This window comes from Helicobacter pylori, from assembly GCF_003637665.1.
GTDB lineage: Bacteria > Campylobacterota > Campylobacteria > Campylobacterales > Helicobacteraceae > Helicobacter > Helicobacter pylori_CK.
The window spans coordinates 117,545-132,075 of sequence record NZ_MVWR01000003.1 but is presented as its reverse complement, the minus strand read 5'-3'; the positions used below and the strand labels follow the sequence as shown (position 1 = coordinate 132,075).

17 protein-coding genes, 1 tRNA gene and 1 pseudogene are annotated in these 14,531 nt (G+C 39.9%); 7 read left to right on the top strand and 12 right to left on the bottom strand.

Translation table 11 applies throughout. The features are described 5' to 3' along the window. The first annotated feature begins 1 nt into the window (after position 1). A complete protein-coding gene (gene metI / locus EAL49_RS03470; RefSeq protein WP_000625450.1) occupies positions 2 to 649 on the top strand; it encodes a methionine ABC transporter permease in 648 nt (215 codons plus the stop codon). 185 nt (positions 650 to 834) lie between these two features. Here metI and EAL49_RS03465 read toward each other — a convergent pair whose 3' ends face one another. The 3 genes from EAL49_RS03465 to wecA are packed head-to-tail and all read right to left on the bottom strand — an operon-like array spanning position 835 to position 2,882. Then, positions 835 to 1,269, bottom strand: a complete 435-nt coding sequence (locus tag EAL49_RS03465) for a hypothetical protein (RefSeq protein ID WP_120828952.1) — start codon at positions 1,267 to 1,269, stop codon at positions 835 to 837. Positions 1,270 to 1,278: 9 nt separating this feature from the next. Beyond that, complete coding sequence (gene lpxF, locus EAL49_RS03460; protein ID WP_128026781.1) at positions 1,279 to 1,875, bottom strand: lipid A 4'-phosphatase; 597 nt, start codon at positions 1,873 to 1,875, stop codon at positions 1,279 to 1,281. Next, on the bottom strand, positions 1,872 to 2,882 hold the full coding sequence (gene wecA, locus EAL49_RS03455) for an undecaprenylphosphate N-acetylglucosaminyl transferase WecA (protein ID WP_120828949.1): 1,011 nt from the start codon (positions 2,880 to 2,882) through the stop codon (positions 1,872 to 1,874). Before wecA ends, lpxF begins: the two co-directional genes overlap by 4 nt. A gap of 135 nt (positions 2,883 to 3,017) precedes the next feature. Here wecA and pdxJ point away from each other — a divergent pair, with 135 nt between their 5' ends. From pdxJ to flgG, 4 genes are all read left to right on the top strand, one after another. Beyond that, on the top strand, positions 3,018 to 3,806 hold the full coding sequence (pdxJ, locus tag EAL49_RS03450; RefSeq protein ID WP_120828947.1) for a pyridoxine 5'-phosphate synthase: 789 nt from the start codon (positions 3,018 to 3,020) through the stop codon (positions 3,804 to 3,806). Between the two features lies 1 nt (position 3,807). Further along, complete coding sequence (gene pdxA / locus EAL49_RS03445) at positions 3,808 to 4,731, top strand: 4-hydroxythreonine-4-phosphate dehydrogenase (protein ID WP_120828945.1); 924 nt, start codon at positions 3,808 to 3,810, stop codon at positions 4,729 to 4,731. 63 nt (positions 4,732 to 4,794) lie between these two features. Beyond that, positions 4,795 to 5,817 carry a tRNA (adenosine(37)-N6)-threonylcarbamoyltransferase complex transferase subunit TsaD gene (gene tsaD, locus EAL49_RS03440; RefSeq protein WP_120828943.1) on the top strand — a complete coding sequence of 341 codons (1,023 nt, stop codon included), beginning with the start codon at positions 4,795 to 4,797 and terminating at the stop codon, positions 5,815 to 5,817. 179 nt (positions 5,818 to 5,996) lie between these two features. Further along, a complete protein-coding gene (gene flgG / locus EAL49_RS03435) occupies positions 5,997 to 6,785 on the top strand; it encodes a flagellar basal-body rod protein FlgG (protein ID WP_000946437.1) in 789 nt (262 codons plus the stop codon). Between the two features lie 98 nt (positions 6,786 to 6,883). Here the strand turns inward: flgG and EAL49_RS08415 are convergent. The 8 genes and pseudogenes from EAL49_RS08415 to EAL49_RS03385 all read right to left on the bottom strand — a co-directional run bounded on the left by EAL49_RS08415 (position 6,884) and on the right by EAL49_RS03385 (position 12,758). Continuing rightward, positions 6,884 to 7,793 (bottom strand): annotated as a pseudogene (locus EAL49_RS08415) (YaaW family protein). Positions 7,794 to 8,166: 373 nt separating this feature from the next. Then, positions 8,167 to 8,307 carry a hypothetical protein gene (locus EAL49_RS08235; RefSeq protein ID WP_000071328.1) on the bottom strand — a complete coding sequence of 47 codons (141 nt, stop codon included), beginning with the start codon at positions 8,305 to 8,307 and terminating at the stop codon, positions 8,167 to 8,169. An 83-nt stretch (positions 8,308 to 8,390) separates the two neighbouring features. Next, entirely contained in the window at positions 8,391 to 9,152 is a 762-nt protein-coding gene (locus EAL49_RS03410) for a YaaW family protein (RefSeq protein ID WP_000323696.1), read from the bottom strand. 259 nt (positions 9,153 to 9,411) lie between these two features. Then, positions 9,412 to 10,155, bottom strand: a complete 744-nt coding sequence (locus EAL49_RS03405; protein WP_120828939.1) for a YaaW family protein — start codon at positions 10,153 to 10,155, stop codon at positions 9,412 to 9,414. Positions 10,156 to 10,377: 222 nt separating this feature from the next. Then, entirely contained in the window at positions 10,378 to 10,794 is a 417-nt protein-coding gene (nusB, locus tag EAL49_RS03400) for a transcription antitermination factor NusB (protein ID WP_000235749.1), read from the bottom strand. Position 10,795: 1 nt separating this feature from the next. Continuing rightward, positions 10,796 to 11,266, bottom strand: a complete 471-nt coding sequence (ribH, locus tag EAL49_RS03395; protein WP_050853087.1) for a 6,7-dimethyl-8-ribityllumazine synthase — start codon at positions 11,264 to 11,266, stop codon at positions 10,796 to 10,798. 9 nt (positions 11,267 to 11,275) lie between these two features. Further along, positions 11,276 to 12,106 carry a 3-deoxy-8-phosphooctulonate synthase gene (gene kdsA / locus EAL49_RS03390; protein WP_050853085.1) on the bottom strand — a complete coding sequence of 277 codons (831 nt, stop codon included), beginning with the start codon at positions 12,104 to 12,106 and terminating at the stop codon, positions 11,276 to 11,278. After that, positions 12,093 to 12,758, bottom strand: a complete 666-nt coding sequence (locus EAL49_RS03385; RefSeq protein ID WP_120828937.1) for a carbonic anhydrase — start codon at positions 12,756 to 12,758, stop codon at positions 12,093 to 12,095. The genes kdsA and EAL49_RS03385 overlap by 14 nt, the downstream gene beginning before the upstream one ends. A 121-nt stretch (positions 12,759 to 12,879) precedes the next feature. Between EAL49_RS03385 and pyrF the strand changes: the two genes are divergently transcribed. Together pyrF and panC are read left to right on the top strand one after the other, a co-directional pair. After that, positions 12,880 to 13,563 carry an orotidine-5'-phosphate decarboxylase gene (gene pyrF / locus EAL49_RS03380; RefSeq protein WP_120828935.1) on the top strand — a complete coding sequence of 228 codons (684 nt, stop codon included), beginning with the start codon at positions 12,880 to 12,882 and terminating at the stop codon, positions 13,561 to 13,563. Beyond that, positions 13,564 to 14,394: a pantoate--beta-alanine ligase gene (gene panC, locus EAL49_RS03375; RefSeq protein ID WP_120828932.1), complete on the top strand. Its 831-nt coding sequence runs from the start codon at positions 13,564 to 13,566 to the stop codon at positions 14,392 to 14,394. Between the two features lie 13 nt (positions 14,395 to 14,407). Here panC and EAL49_RS03370 read toward each other — a convergent pair. Beyond that, positions 14,408 to 14,483 (bottom strand) — tRNA-Glu (locus tag EAL49_RS03370). Between the last annotated feature and the right edge of the window lie 48 nt (positions 14,484 to 14,531).

Below are 14,531 nucleotides of genomic sequence, written 5' to 3'. Positions count from 1 at the left end.
AATGATTTCTCAAATGCTCATTCAAGCCACGCTAGAAACGCTTTATATGGTGTTTGTAGCGAGCTTTTTGGCGGTTGTTTTTGGCTTGCCTTTGGGGGTTTTATTGTTAGTGAGTAAAAAAGGGCATTTGTTAAACAAACCCCTTTTGCATAAGATTTTAGACACTTCTATCAACATGACTCGCTCTTTCCCTTTTATCATTTTGATTATTTTGCTCCTGCCTTTATCGCGCTTTTTGATTGGCACAAGCATTGGCTCTAGCGCGAGCATTATCCCGCTAGCCATTTCAGCCATTCCTTTTGTCGCAAAGCTTTTTGAAAATTCTTTAATGGAAGTAGAGCATGGCAAGATTGAAACCACTTTAAGTTTGGGAGCGTCTCATTTGGAAGTCATTAAAATGATGCTTTTAGAGAGCCTGCCCTCTTTAGTGAACAATATCACCATCACCTTAATTTCTTTAATAGGCTATTCGGCTATGGCGGGAGCGTTAGGGGCTGGGGGCTTGGGGGATTTAGCCATTAGGATTGGCTATCAAAGTTATAGGGGCGATGTGCTTTTTTATGCGGTGGTTGTGATTATTGTTTTAGTGCAAATCATTCAAAGCGCGGGGGATTATGTGGTGAAACGCCTAAGAAAGCATAAGTATTAGGGATTTGGTTTTCATCAAATACGAATATTCAAAGCCAACTTTAATACGCTTTTTTAAATAGGATCGCTAAGCTTTGTTTGTGGCGAAACTCAATCCTCTAAGAACGCTTTAAAAGGTTATCATTCAAACTGAATTAGAGCTTTTTACGATGAATATTCCATTAAATTCTCATGCAACAATGGGCTTTATTTTGAATGGCCATTGATAAATTTATCCATCTGTTTTTCTAAGTCTATGATTTGCGTTATCGCTCCCTCTAAAATTTCAAAATTTTGAGCGTTTTTTGGGGCAATGCATGCAAGCTTGTTGGAAGCTTTTTCTAACGATTGGATGTCTTTAAGCAAGGTTTTTAAAACTTCTACGCTTTTAAAATCCTTCTCAAAATAGTCATCAAATTGCTGTTCTGTTTGAGACAAGTTCTCTAAAAAAGCGCTTTGAAGGCGTATTTGGGTGCGATCATGCCCGGTTTCTATGCAGGTTTTATAAGCTTGATGGATCGCAGTCAAAACTTCTTGGGCTTTCAAAAAAGCCTTTGAAAGCTCAACGATGATTTCATAATGTTCGCCTTCCGCTCTTAAAAACCCTAAAAAGAGCACAATGAATAATAACTTTTTTAGCACTTTATCCCTTTACCATTGATAAGAAAAGCTCACCCCATAGCGGCTACTGCCCTTAAAATCGCTAGAAATTTCAGGGTAGAGCATCCATTGCTTAGGTTTGTAGCGTGAAGTGAATAAATAAGCAAACCCCCATGCGATAAGGCTGCCGATCGTAACTTGCAAGATCGTGTGTTGTCCTGCCACCACTCTGCTAGCGTCAGTGAGGATTGCAAGAGCGATCACAGGAAGAGCCGGCTTCCACCCATAGCGGTAATACACAAACCCAGCCGCGCTAAACACCCCCCCAGCATGCCCGCTTGGCATGCCTCTCCAAGAATTACAGCATGGGCGTTTGGCAAATCCCACTCTAGCCCCATCTTTATGGGCGTTGCTAAAAGCTCCTTTAAGACCATAAATCACTCCTTGAGTGACTAATGTGCCGACCGCTAATTCCCCTAAACCTCTATAATCGCGCATCGCCAAACTGACCGTGCCGACAAAAATAGGCAAAAACCTAAGCACATCGCCAATCTCTTCTAAAATGTATGCCCCCTCATTGATCGGCTCACTCCTTAAAGGATAGACCCATAAGAGCAGGATCAAAAAAAGATTTTTGAGCTTTTTCATTGAAACGCTCGCTTTTCTAAAGTGCAAACTTGCCTGTTCAAATAAGCATAGCCTATTAAATAGCATGCGATAAAGACTAGGCTAATGACAATGAGCGCATAAGCGTTTAAGCGGAATAAGACGCTGATTAGAATAAAAGGCAGGTTGCACAGAATAAGGATAAACGCGCATAAAGGGTTGGGGTAATTGAAAGAGCGTTGTTGCAAGAATTTAAATAAAAGGGTGTGCAAATGCAAGTTATCTGGCATGGTGGCTTTCTGGCGTTTTATTTTGCGCCTAAGGATACTAAAAAGCACCTCTATGACCGGATAAAGCATTAAATTGAGCCCAAAAAACACGCTGATTTTTTGCTCCAAACTCAAATGTAAAAGGGAAATCCCGCACACCAATCCCAAAAAATACGCCCCTCCATCGCCTAAAAAAATCTTTCCTGAAGGGAAATTTAACACCATAAACCCAAGCACCATGTAAGCTAGCAAACAAGACAAACTGCTAGGGTCTATGTAATGAATGACTAAAAGCGCAATCGCGCAAATCCCTGATGCCAGCCCGTTAAACCCATCAATGATATTAATAGCGTTACTGATACCCACTAGCATAAAAATTGCGAATAAAAAAGCGATAAAATAAGGCAAACTAAAAAGGGGCGAAAAATCGCTCACCACTAAAGGCGTTGATGAAATGATGCAAATAACCCCTACGGCCTGTAAAATAAGGCGTATTTTGGGACTGAGTGAAAGGTTAATGTCTTCTAAAAAACCGCTTAAAAACACTAGCGATAGCCCTAAGAAAACAAAAAACCCCTTAAAAGGCGCCTCAAAAGACTCAAAAAGATAAGCTAACACAAAAGAAAGAAAGATCCCAAGCCCCCCGGCTCGTGGGGTTCTTGCATGATGGAAGCCTTGTATTTTATTAGCGTTATCCACAAAGAGCATGGATTTTTTAGACCACAGAACAATCAAAGAGCAAATAAATAAACTGGTTAAAAAATATAGCACCCACAACACTTTTTATTGGATTTAATTGACATTTTGTTTCGGGTATTATAGCAAAAGATAGCTTGATGATAAAATCTTATAGGTGTAAGAGGCGGATTTTATGTTACAATTCCAAAAATCATTATTATAAAATAAAGGATAGTCATGCGTTTTGGATTGAATATTGATCACATTGTGACTTTAAGAGAGATAAGAAAAACTTATGAGCCTGAGATTTTAGAGGCCCTGTTCATCGCTAAAAACACCCATAAAGTGGATTTAATCACCATTCATTTAAGAGAAGACAGACGGCACATTCAAAATGAAGATGTTTTGAGGTTGCTTGAAATAAGCCCTTTGCCTATCAACATTGAATGCTCTATCAATGCTGAAATCACTGATTTTTTATGCTCTTTGAAAAATAAGCCTAGTAAGGTTACGATCGTTCCTGAAAACAGAAATGAGGTTACGACAGAGGGGGGATTGGATTGTTCATTAAAGGGTTTAGGAGAGGTGATTAGAGCGTATCATAATAAAGGCATTGAAGTGTCTTTGTTTATTGATCCTTTAAAAGATGCTCTGCATTTTGCAAGGGAGCATCAAGTCAAGCAAGTGGAGTTCCACACTGGGGTGTATGCGAATTTGCACAACGCTTTATATTCTAACGCTAACAATCAAATCCATGCCATTAGCGCGCTCAAAGACAAAAGCCCTAAAGAATTGAAAGAAGAATTGCACAACGCCTTTTTGCAATTAAGGAGAATGAGTAAAGAAGCGTTTTTTATGGGCATTGTGGCATGCGCTGGGCATGGGTTGAATTATACTAATGTGAAAGAATTGTTAAAAATCCCTTCTTTAAGAGAGCTTAATATCGGTCATAGCGTGATTTCAAAAGCGGTTTTAGTGGGGTTAGAAAAAGCGATTTTAGAAATGGCGCAACTCATCAAGCGATAAAATGGCTAAAAAGAAAATTGCGATCAGTTGCGGGGATATTCAAGGCGTAGGCTTGGAATTGATCTTAAAAAGCCATAAGGAAGTGAACACGCTTTGTGAGCCGTTGTATCTCATTGATGGCGAACTTTTAGAGCGGGCCAATCAATTGCTTCATAACGCTTATGAAGCTAAAACGCTTAACACGCTCGCTATCCATTCCCCCTTACCCTTATTGAACTCTAGCACGATAGGCAAAGTCAGCGCTCAAAGCGGGGCGTATAGTTTTGAGAGTTTTAAAAAGGCTTGCGAGTTAGCGGATAGTAAAGAAGTGGATGGCATTTGCACTTTGCCTATCAACAAACTCGCATGGCAACAAGCTCAAATCCCTTTTGTGGGGCATACCGATTTTTTAAAACAACGCTATAAAGATCATCAAATCATCATGATGCTTGGGTGTTCAAAACTCTTTGTGGGGCTATTTAGCGACCATGTGCCTTTAGGGGCGGTTTCTCAACTCATTCAAGTAGAGGCGTTAGTTAAGTTTTTATTAGCGTTTCAAAAAAGCACTCAGGCTCAAGTCGTTCAAGTGTGTGGCTTTAACCCCCATGCGGGCGAAGAGGGATTGTTTGGGGAAGAAGATGAAAAGATTTTAAAAGCCATTCAAAAGAGCAACCAAACGCTGGGCTTTGAATGCTTTTTGGGACCCTTGCCGGCTGATAGCGCTTTTGCCCCCAATAAACGAAAGATAACCCCTTTTTATGTGAGCATGAGTCATGATGTGGGGCTAGCCCCTTTAAAAGCGCTCTATTTTGATGAAAGCATTAATGTGAGTTTGAACGCCCCCATTTTACGCACCTCCACTGACCACGGCACAGCGTTTGACATTGCTTATCAAAACAAAGCGAACAACAAAAGTTATTTGAATGCGATCCAATATTTGGCTTAAAGATTTTAAAATACAAGCCAACAAAGTATCATTCAAGCAAAAACACCACCCAAAGATAAAGGCATGATTTTAAGCATTGAAAGTTCTTGCGATGACAGCTCTTTAGCCCTTACAAGAATAGAGGACGCCAAACTCATCGCTCATTTTAAAATCTCTCAAGAAAAGCACCACAGCTCTTATGGGGGAGTTGTGCCTGAGCTTGCATCGCGCTTGCATGCTGAGAATTTGCCGCTCTTATTAGAACGCGTTAAAATAAGCTTGAATAAGGATTTTTCCAAAATTAAAGCCATCGCTATCACTAATCAGCCAGGTTTGAGCGTTACTTTAATAGAGGGTTTGATGATGGCAAAAGCCTTGAGCTTGTCTTTGAATTTACCCTTGATTTTGGAAGACCATTTGAGAGGGCATGTGTATTCGCTCTTTATCAATGAAAAACAAACCTGCATGCCTTTAAGCGTGCTGCTAGTCTCTGGGGGGCATTCTTTGATTTTAGAGGCTAGAGATTATGAAGACATTAAAATCGTTGCCACGAGTTTAGACGATAGCTTTGGGGAGAGTTTTGATAAGGTTTCTAAAATGCTTGATTTAGGCTATCCAGGAGGCCCCATAGTGGAAAAATTAGCCCTTGATTACGCACACCCAAACGAGCCTTTAATGTTCCCTATCCCTTTAAAAAACAGCCCGAATCTGGCTTTTAGTTTTTCAGGTTTAAAAAATGCGGTGCGTTTGGAGGTTGAAAAAAACGCCCCCAATTTGAATGAAGCGATCAAACAAAAGATTAGCTATCATTTTCAAAGCGCGGCTATTGAGCATTTAATCCAGCAAACCAAACGCTATTTTAAAATCAAACGCCCTAAAATTTTTGGCATTGTGGGAGGAGCGAGCCAGAATCTTGCTTTAAGAAAGGCGTTTGAAAACTTGTGCGATGCGTTTGATTGCAAGCTTGTTTTAGCCCCTTTAGAATTTTGCAGCGACAATGCCGCCATGATAGGGCGATCCAGTCTAGAGGCTTATCAAAAAAAGCGCTTTGTCCCTTTAGAAAAGGCCAACATTTCGCCAAGAACGCTGTTAAAAAGTTTTGAGTGAATGGATACAAAAAGAAAGCGTATGATAAAACGCCCTAAAATTTATCAATAGTGTCAAGTATCGGTTATTTTGAGGCAAGAGCTTAAAAAAGAGAGTGTTAAAAAAGTGTGTTTTAGTCAAATTTAATCTTATTTTTGGTTATAATTCTAGGCTGTTAAGTTTTAGTTTAAAGGGAAAAAATGCTCCGCTCTCTCTATAGTGCCACTTCAGGGATGCTCGCCCAACAAACGCATATTGACACCACTTCAAACAATATCGCTAATGTCAATACCACCGGGTTTAAAAAATCTCGCGCGGATTTTAACGACTTGTTTTACCAAGCGATGCAATACGCTGGCACCAACACAAGCAACACGACTTTATCGCCAGATGGCATGGAAGTGGGCTTAGGCGTGCGCCCTAGCGCGATCACTAAAATGTTTTCGCAAGGTAGCCCTAAAGAAACGGAAAACAATTTAGATGTCGCCATTACGGGTAAAGGCTTTTTTCAAGTCCAGTTGCCTGATGGTACCACCGCTTATACAAGAAGCGGGAATTTCAAGCTAGACGAGCAGGGCAATCTTGTAACAAGCGAGGGCTATCTTCTCATCCCTCAAATCACTTTACCTGAAGACACCACGCAAGTAAACATCGGTGTGGATGGCACGGTGAGCGTGACTCAAGGCTTGCAAACGACTTCTAATGTGATCGGGCAAATCACTTTGGCTAATTTTGTCAATCCGGCGGGGCTTCATTCTATGGGGGATAATTTGTTCTCCATCACCAACGCTAGCGGCGATGCGATTGTGGGCAACCCGGATTCTCAAGGATTGGGCAAGTTAAGGCAAGGCTTTTTGGAGCTTAGCAATGTGAGATTGGTAGAAGAAATGACGGATCTAATCACCGCTCAAAGGGCTTATGAAGCCAATTCTAAAAGCATTCAAACCGCTGACGCCATGCTCCAGACGGTCAATTCTCTCAAACGCTAAAAGGGGATTTTACTCTCCTTAACGCTCTTTAATCTCTGCTCCCTTGTTGTTTTTGTGCTTGGGGTGGTTTTGTGTTTTGGAGCGGTTGTTGCCATTCTTTAATTCTTGTGGCTAGGATTTTTGAATTTTTCAACACCGCTTGTTTGGCTATTGCTTGGGTCATTGCTTGAATGGTGTTTTCCTTTCATGTAAAAAACAGCTAAAACAGCTAGACCAATGAGAATACAAAAAGCAATAACCAGATACCACATTTTCTTTTCATTCGCTTCTTGTTCAGCTTTCTGTTTTGCTTCTTGTTCTGCTTTCAGTTTTAGGCGTAAGGCGGCGACCAAAACGCATGCAGGAACGGTTACCCTATAAGCCGGCCCTGCAAGATTGATGCTCACTAATGCGCCTGTAATGACCCAACCAATAGGCCCAGCTAAAATGCTCAAAGTTTTTTAAGCGCTACTTTACCCACCACAGACGATAAACCATGCCCTAGAGTTTGTCTTACCATTGCATCTGCAACACTTATAGCCAAAGCATAAGAATGAGAGCCACCCGCTTTAAACAGCGTTAAAACAGATGCGATTAGGACTTGTTTGTTCTCGCCAATCACTTTATCAATATTTGTCATGCCCAATTCATGGCCGAGTTCTTTAATCTCTCTCCCACTCATTTTTTCTAAACTATCTTTCAAAAGTTTAGAAAGTATGTTTTTCTCAATCAAAGAGGTTGGAGATTCTTCATGGTAATTAACCTCTTTAAATGATCGCACGCATCGCACAAAATCTCTTTGTATAAGACCCCTTCATCTCTAAAAAAATTAATAAAAGTATTGCTCCCATAACACTGCAATTCTTCAGCGATCCTTGTGGGGTATTTGGCGTAATCATTGCCATGTCTTTTATATTCTGTTGAACTTGTCAATTCTTCATTCACTCTCAGTGCGCCATCTTCATCATAGACAAGTACATCAAACAAATCTTTCAAATCATTAGAGCTTAATCGCCTTAAAAATTCCAAATCGCTATCGTATCTGTAGCCATGCAATCCCTTTAATTTGATTTCTACCGCTCGCTCAAATCCCACCAACCCCCTTTTTAGTGATTAGTGATTAGTGATTACAGCATCATTTTTTAAAATCATGTCTAACGCCCTAAAAGGCTAGACACACCCGCTAACTGCACATAAAAATAGCGCTACAGATGCTAACGGGCTTTATTGATTTTACAACCAAAGAATAATAATAATTAAAATATTTTGATACGCTTATCATTTTGGATAAGATAAATCTGATTTGAAAGTAGGAAACTATTGATTTTTCTTTGGGTATAATTTAATGAAACGCTACTTTGATTTTTGGCACAAGAAACCCCCTCCTTTAACCCTCTAACCCTTACTTTTTATCGTTTTTATGCTCGTGGTTAGCGTTGCATTGATTGGCTTGGTTTTGGCTATTTTTTTGACAACTTTCGTTGTTTTGATTTTTAGCATCACCTTTTTGATTGTGGTTTTGATTGCTGCAACTGTTACTCATCTTGTCTCCCTTAAATTAAAATAAAACCTAGATGCGTTTTCGCATCTAGGTCTCCATTCTATACCTTTTTCCCTAAAAAAAGCTTAAATGGATTCTATTTGCAACGACTTCTTATCTTCACTGGCTTGCTGTGTTTTTAGGCGTAAAGTGGCAACCACAATGCATGCCGGTATGGTTACCCTATAAGCCGGCCCTGCAATATCAATCGCTGTCCATACGCCTGTAATGATCCAGCCAACAGGGCCTGTTAAAAAGCTCAGAGTTCTTGTAAGCACTTGATTGCCCGCAAGCGATAAACCACGCCCTAGAATGGTTTTTGCGACCGCATTCGCAACAATGACCGCTAATTGATAAGATTTAAAGCCTCCCATTTTAAACAGCGTTAAAGTCGCCGCGCTTAAGGCTTGTCTGTTTAAATTGTCAGTGTTTTTTATGGACAATTCATCGCACATTTCTTTCACTTCTTCATCATCCATTTCTTCCAAACTTCTTTCTAAGATTTTAGAAAGCATGTTTTGTTCAATTAAAGTCGTTTCGGTTTTCTTGTTGTAATTGACCTTTAATTTATCGCACACATCGCACAGGATCTCTTTGTATAAGACTCCTTCGCCTTTAATGAAACTCGCAAAACTATTGCTCCCATAGTATTGCAACTCTTCAGCGATTCTTTCTGCGTATTTAGCGTAATCATCGCCATGCCTTTTGTATTCTATGGAGCTTGTGAGTTTTTCATTGTGTCTTTTTTCGCCGTCTTTACCAAAAACAAGCACCTCGAACAAATCCAATAAATCACTAGATTCCAGTTGCTTTAAAAATTCCAAGTCTCTATCATATTTGTATGCCATATTATTCCTTTATATTGTTTTATCACTTATTAAAAACAAACGACTTTTCGCACTCAATCGCTGTTTTTCTAAAGTGGTTACTGATTTTAATATCATTTGTCTAAAACTATACTTAATATTCTAAAAAGGCTTAAACTCAAAAGCCCAACGCTCTTAAGATTGCTTTAAAGCATCAATTTTTTTAAACGCTAAAAATAAAACCCAGACATTTTATAGCATCTAGGTTTATATTGTATTTTTAAAAAAGGTTTAAAAAGAGTTAAAGAAAATTTTTAATTTCGTTTGCTTGCGCTTTTAGGCGTAAAGTGGTAACCACAATGCATGCCGGTATGGTTACCCTATAAGCTGGCCCTGCAATATCAATCGCTGTCCATACGCCTGTAATGATCCAGCCAACAGAGCCTGTTAAAATGCTTAGCCCTCTTGTAAGAGCGGCATTTGCCCCTAGAGACAACCCTCTTTGAAAAATCGCCTTTATCACGGCGTTTGCAACAATTAAAGCTAATTGATAGGATTTGAAGCCCCCCATTCTAAACAGCGTTAAAGCAGCTGTGCTTAGGGCTTGCTTGCCTAATTTATTAGTGTTTTTCACCCCTAATTCATCGCAAAGCTCTCTAATCTCCTCATCGCTCATTTTTTCCAAACTTTTTTGTAAAATGCTAGAAAGCATGTTTTCTTCAATCAAAGTTGTGTCAGATTTTTTGTTGTAATTGACTTTTAATTTATTGCACACTTCACACAAAATTTCTCTGTATAAAACCCCTGTATCTCTCAACGCGCTCGCAAAGCTATTAGCCCCATAATGCTGCAATTCTTCAGCGGTTCTTTCTGCATATTTAGCGTAATCATGGCCATGTCTTTTGTATTCTTCTGAAAGCGTTAATCCTTCAGTAAATCTTTTTTTACCATCTTTGTCATAGACAAGCGCATCAAACAAATCTTTCAAATCATTAGAGCTTAATCGCTTTAAAAATTCCAAGTCGCTATCGTATTTGTATGCCATATTCTTCCTTTAATTTATTTCTACCGCTCACTCAAATCCCACCAATCCCCTCTTTAGTGAAGTGATTAGTGATTAGTGATTAGTGATTAGTGATTAGTGATTAGTGATTAGTGATTAGTGATTAGTGATTAGTGATTAGTGATTAGTGATTAGTGATTAGTGATTAGTGATTAGTGATTAGTGATTATAGCATCATTTTTTAAATTTAAGCATAAAACGCCCTCAATTCAAGGGTTTTTGAGCGAGCTTTTTACTCAAAGAATCCAAGATAGCGTTTAAAAATTTAGGGGTGTTAGGTTCAGCGTAGAGTTTGCCAAGCTCGATGCATTCATTGATGATGATGGGGTTTTGCGTGGGCGTGAAGCCAATTTCATACGCTCCTAAGCGTAAAATCGCCTTTTCCATGCTCCCTAATCGCTTGAAATCCCAGTCTTTTAAATGCGGCTCGATGAGGGCGTCAATTTCATTGATTCTTTCTAACACGCCATTAAAAAGGCTTAAGGCGAAAGCGAGCTGGTTGTTTTTAATTTTTTTTTCTTCCAACATGCTAGAAGCGATTTTTTTAATCTCTTCATTACCGCTCTCAAACGCATACAACAGTTCAACCACCGCCCCCCTGGCTTGAGTTCGTGTCGCCATTTTAACCCTTGAGAGTTTGGCACAAGCTCAATAATTCAATGAGGGTGCTCATCGCTTCAAAGCCCTTATTGCCGGCTTTACTGCCCGCTCTTTCAATCGCTTGTTCAATATTGTCTGTGGTCAGCACGCCAAAGCTTACCGGCATGCTGTATTTGAGCATCGCACTAGCAATGCCCTTAGTCGCTTCCGCGCTCACGTAGTCAAAATGCGGAGTCCCCCCTCTAATAATCGCTCCTAAAACGCACACGCCATCGTATGTTTCGCTCTCTAACAATTTGTCTAAAATCAAAGGCAATTCATAAGCCCCAGGCACTAGCACGAGATCTAAAAGATCCTCATCGCCCCCATGCCTTTTAAAGCAATCCATCGCCCCTTCTTTTAATCTGTCTGTGATGATATGGTTGAAGCGCGATGTTAAAATAGCGACTCTTTCATTCCCTTGTAATTGCAATTTCCCTTCTATGATTTGCATGAAATTCCTTTAAAATAAATTTTGGATTTTTAACATGTCGGTTACTAAATATTCTAACTCGTCAGGTTTTAGCATGTTTGCCCCATCGCTTAGGGCGTTTTTAGGATCAATGTGCGTTTCAGCGAATAACCCATCAATCCCTACCGCAGCCGCCGCTCTGGCTAAAATAGGGGCAAAAGAGCTGTCTCCTGAACTTTTCCCATTCGCTCCCCCTGGCATTTGCACGCTATGGGTAGCGTCAAAAATCACCGGTGCAAATTCTCGCATGATTTTTAAAGAGCGCATATCCACCACTAAATTCCCATACCCAAAGCTGCTCCCCCTTTCACACAGCCACACGCCATTTTTTAACGCCGTTTCATAAGTGGGGCTTTGAATGCTACTATCTCTTGTTTTAAGGGCTTTTAAGACAGAATATTGCATGTCTTTTGGGTTCATGAATTGCCCTTTTTTGATATTGACAATGGCGTTAGTTTGGCTCACTTCTACAATCAGATCCGTTTGGCGGCACAAAAACGCCGGGATTTGTAAAATATCCGCTACTTTGGCTGCCACGCTTGCCTGATAGCTCTCATGCACATCGGTTAAAATCTTATAACCAAATTCATCTTTGATAGTTTGTAACATTTCTAAGCCTTTTTCTAAACCAGGCCCTCTGTAACTCTCCAAACTCGTGCGGTTCGCCTTATCAAAACTCGCTTTAAAATAAAAATCCAACCGCTCGTTATTGGCTAGGGGTTGTAATTTAGTAGCGATACTTCTTAGATTTTCCAAGCTTTCAATGACGCATGGCCCAGCGATTAGAACGGATTTAGGGGTTTTTGTGCTAGAAGTTTTCATGACTTTTCCTTTGTTTAATGGTTTCTTCAATCGGCTCAAAAAAATGGCTTTCAAAATTATAATTATAAATCCTGCCTGTTTCTATGATATAGTGCCAACCAAAAATTTTTAATTCGTTATCCATCACTCTTTCTTGAATGAAATCATAGCTTAAGAGGTTGTTGAGTTGCAAGCACGCATTCAAACGCTCTGTAAGCCATGAACGCTTGGCGGAATGGCTGCTGAATTGCGGGTGATCTTTTAATTCTTCTTTAACAGGCTCTAAAAATTGTATCCAGTTTGCAATGTAAGGGGTTTTAGCTTTGGTGGTTTCATTATGGATTAAATGAATGCTCCCGCAAGTCCCACAATCGCTATGCCCGCAAATGATTAAGTTTTGAATCCCCACATGCGCGATAGCGTATTCAATGCTCGCAATGGTAGAAAGGGATTCTTTATAGCTCGTTTTAGGGGGGATCACATTGCCCATGTTGCGGATCACATACAATTCGCCCGGCTTGGTGCCAGTGATTAGATTAGGCACGACTCGTGAATCCACGCAAGAAATGAACAAAGTGTGGGGCTTTTGCTTAGTCTTTAAACTCTCATAAAGCTCTTTAAGCTCTTCATATTCATTCTCTTGAAACTCTAACGCTCCTAAAAACGCTTTCACTCTTTAACCCTTAAATCTCATTTTTTTAAACTTGGTTTTCATTTTAAAACGCTTATCATAGCTAAAAATCTTGCATTTCTTTTTGTTATAATGGCGTTATTTTACACTTTAAAGGGCTTTCATGCAATTATGTGTCGCATTAGATTTAGAAAAAAAAGAGGACAATCTTTCTTTATTGCAAGAATTAAAGGGCTTAGATTTATGGGCTAAGGTGGGGCTTAGATCGTTTATAAGAGACGGGGCTGTTTTTTTAGATGAAATCAGAAAGATTGATGGGAATTTTAAGATTTTTTTGGATTTGAAGCTCTATGATATTCCTTATACCATGGCAAATGCCGCGCTAGAATGCGCGAAATTAGACATTGATATGCTCACCGTGCATTTGAGCAGCGCTAAAAGCGCGCTAACCATTTTAATGCAACGCTTAAACGCTCTTAAAAAACGCCCCTTGATCATGGGCGTGAGCGCTTTAACCAGCTTTAGCGAAGAGGAATTTTTGATGGTGTATAACGCTCCTTTAAAAACTCAAGCGATAAAATTAAGCGCTATGGGTAAAGAGAGCGGGATTGATGGGGTGGTGTGTTCGGTGTTTGAAAGCTTAGCGATTAAAGAGGTTTTAGGTCAAGGCTTTTTGACTTTAACCCCTGGCATAAGGCTGGATAAAAACGATAAAGAAGATCAAGAAAGGGTGGCGAACGCTAAAGAGGCTAAACAAAATTTAAGCGATTTTATCGTGGTGGGCCGCCCCATTTATCAGGCTAAAGAGCCTAGAGAAGTGGTTTTAGAGCTTTTAAAGGATTGTTGAATGCGAGTGCTAGAAACGATTGCTACTTTAAGAGAGTATCGTAAAAGTTTGAAAGAAAGCGTGGGGTTTGTGCCGACTATGGGGGCTTTACACAAAGGGCATCAAAGCTTGATGGAAAGGAGTTTGAAAGAAAATTCTCACACGATTGTAAGCGTTTTTGTCAATCCCACGCAATTTGGGGCTAACGAAGATTTTAGCGCTTACCCGCGCCCTTTAGAAAAGGATTTGGCTTTGTGTGAAGGATTGGGCGTTAATGCGGTGTTTGTGCCTAAAATGAATGAAATGTATCCCTATGAAGCAGAGCAACGCTTAAAACTCTACGCCCCTATATTTTTATCTAGCTCTTTAGAGGGAGCGGTGCGTAAGGGGCATTTTGATGGGGTGGTTCAGGTCGTGTTAAAATTGTTCCATCTTATCAATCCCACTAGAGCGTATTTTGGCAAAAAGGACGCCCAACAGCTTTTAATCATCCAGCATTTAGTCAAAGATTTGCTTTTAGACATTGAAATAGCGCCATGCGAGATCGTGCGCGATAGCGATCATTTGGCGTTAAGCTCTAGGAATGTGTATTTGAATGCAACACAAAGAAAACAAGCCCTAGCCATTCCAAAAGCTTTAGAAAATATCAAGCAGGCCATAGATAAGGGCGAAAAAGCGTGCGAAAAACTGAAAAAACTAGGGCTTGAAATTTTAGAAACCTTGGAAGTGGATTATTTGGAATTTTGTAACCACAAGCTAGAACCCTTAAAAACCATAGAGCCAACTAACACGCTGGTTTTAGTAGCGGCTCGTGTGGGTAAAACCAGGCTTTTAGATAATTTATGGGTGTAGTTTGAAATTTTTGTGGCGACCCTTGAAAGATTTGAACTTCCGTTTCCACCGTGAAAGGGTGGTATCCTTGGCCACTAGATGAAAGGGTCATTTTTAACGACTGACTATTATATTGGAAATAAAGCGTAGAAAATGAT

Bases quoted from the DNA above. Each gene is read 5' to 3' on its own strand.
- pyrF (WP_120828935.1), top strand. From the start codon at position 12,880: ATGCAATTATGTGTCGCATTAGATTTAGAAAAAAAAGAGGACAATCTT.
- flgG (WP_000946437.1), top strand. From the start codon at position 5,997: ATGCTCCGCTCTCTCTATAGTGCCACTTCAGGGATGCTCGCCCAACAA.
- EAL49_RS08235 (WP_000071328.1), bottom strand. From the start codon at position 8,307: ATGAGTAACAGTTGCAGCAATCAAAACCACAATCAAAAAGGTGATGCT.
- tsaD (WP_120828943.1), top strand. From the start codon at position 4,795: ATGATTTTAAGCATTGAAAGTTCTTGCGATGACAGCTCTTTAGCCCTT.
- pdxA (WP_120828945.1), top strand. From the start codon at position 3,808: ATGGCTAAAAAGAAAATTGCGATCAGTTGCGGGGATATTCAAGGCGTA.
- EAL49_RS03410 (WP_000323696.1), bottom strand. From the start codon at position 9,152: ATGGCATACAAATATGATAGAGACTTGGAATTTTTAAAGCAACTGGAA.
- kdsA (WP_050853085.1), bottom strand. From the start codon at position 12,106: ATGAAAACTTCTAGCACAAAAACCCCTAAATCCGTTCTAATCGCTGGG.
- nusB (WP_000235749.1), bottom strand. From the start codon at position 10,794: ATGGCGACACGAACTCAAGCCAGGGGGGCGGTGGTTGAACTGTTGTAT.
- metI (WP_000625450.1), top strand. From the start codon at position 2: ATGATTTCTCAAATGCTCATTCAAGCCACGCTAGAAACGCTTTATATG.
- EAL49_RS03405 (WP_120828939.1), bottom strand. From the start codon at position 10,155: ATGGCATACAAATACGATAGCGACTTGGAATTTTTAAAGCGATTAAGC.
- lpxF (WP_128026781.1), bottom strand. From the start codon at position 1,875: ATGAAAAAGCTCAAAAATCTTTTTTTGATCCTGCTCTTATGGGTCTAT.
- panC (WP_120828932.1), top strand. From the start codon at position 13,564: ATGCGAGTGCTAGAAACGATTGCTACTTTAAGAGAGTATCGTAAAAGT.
- pdxJ (WP_120828947.1), top strand. From the start codon at position 3,018: ATGCGTTTTGGATTGAATATTGATCACATTGTGACTTTAAGAGAGATA.
- ribH (WP_050853087.1), bottom strand. From the start codon at position 11,266: ATGCAAATCATAGAAGGGAAATTGCAATTACAAGGGAATGAAAGAGTC.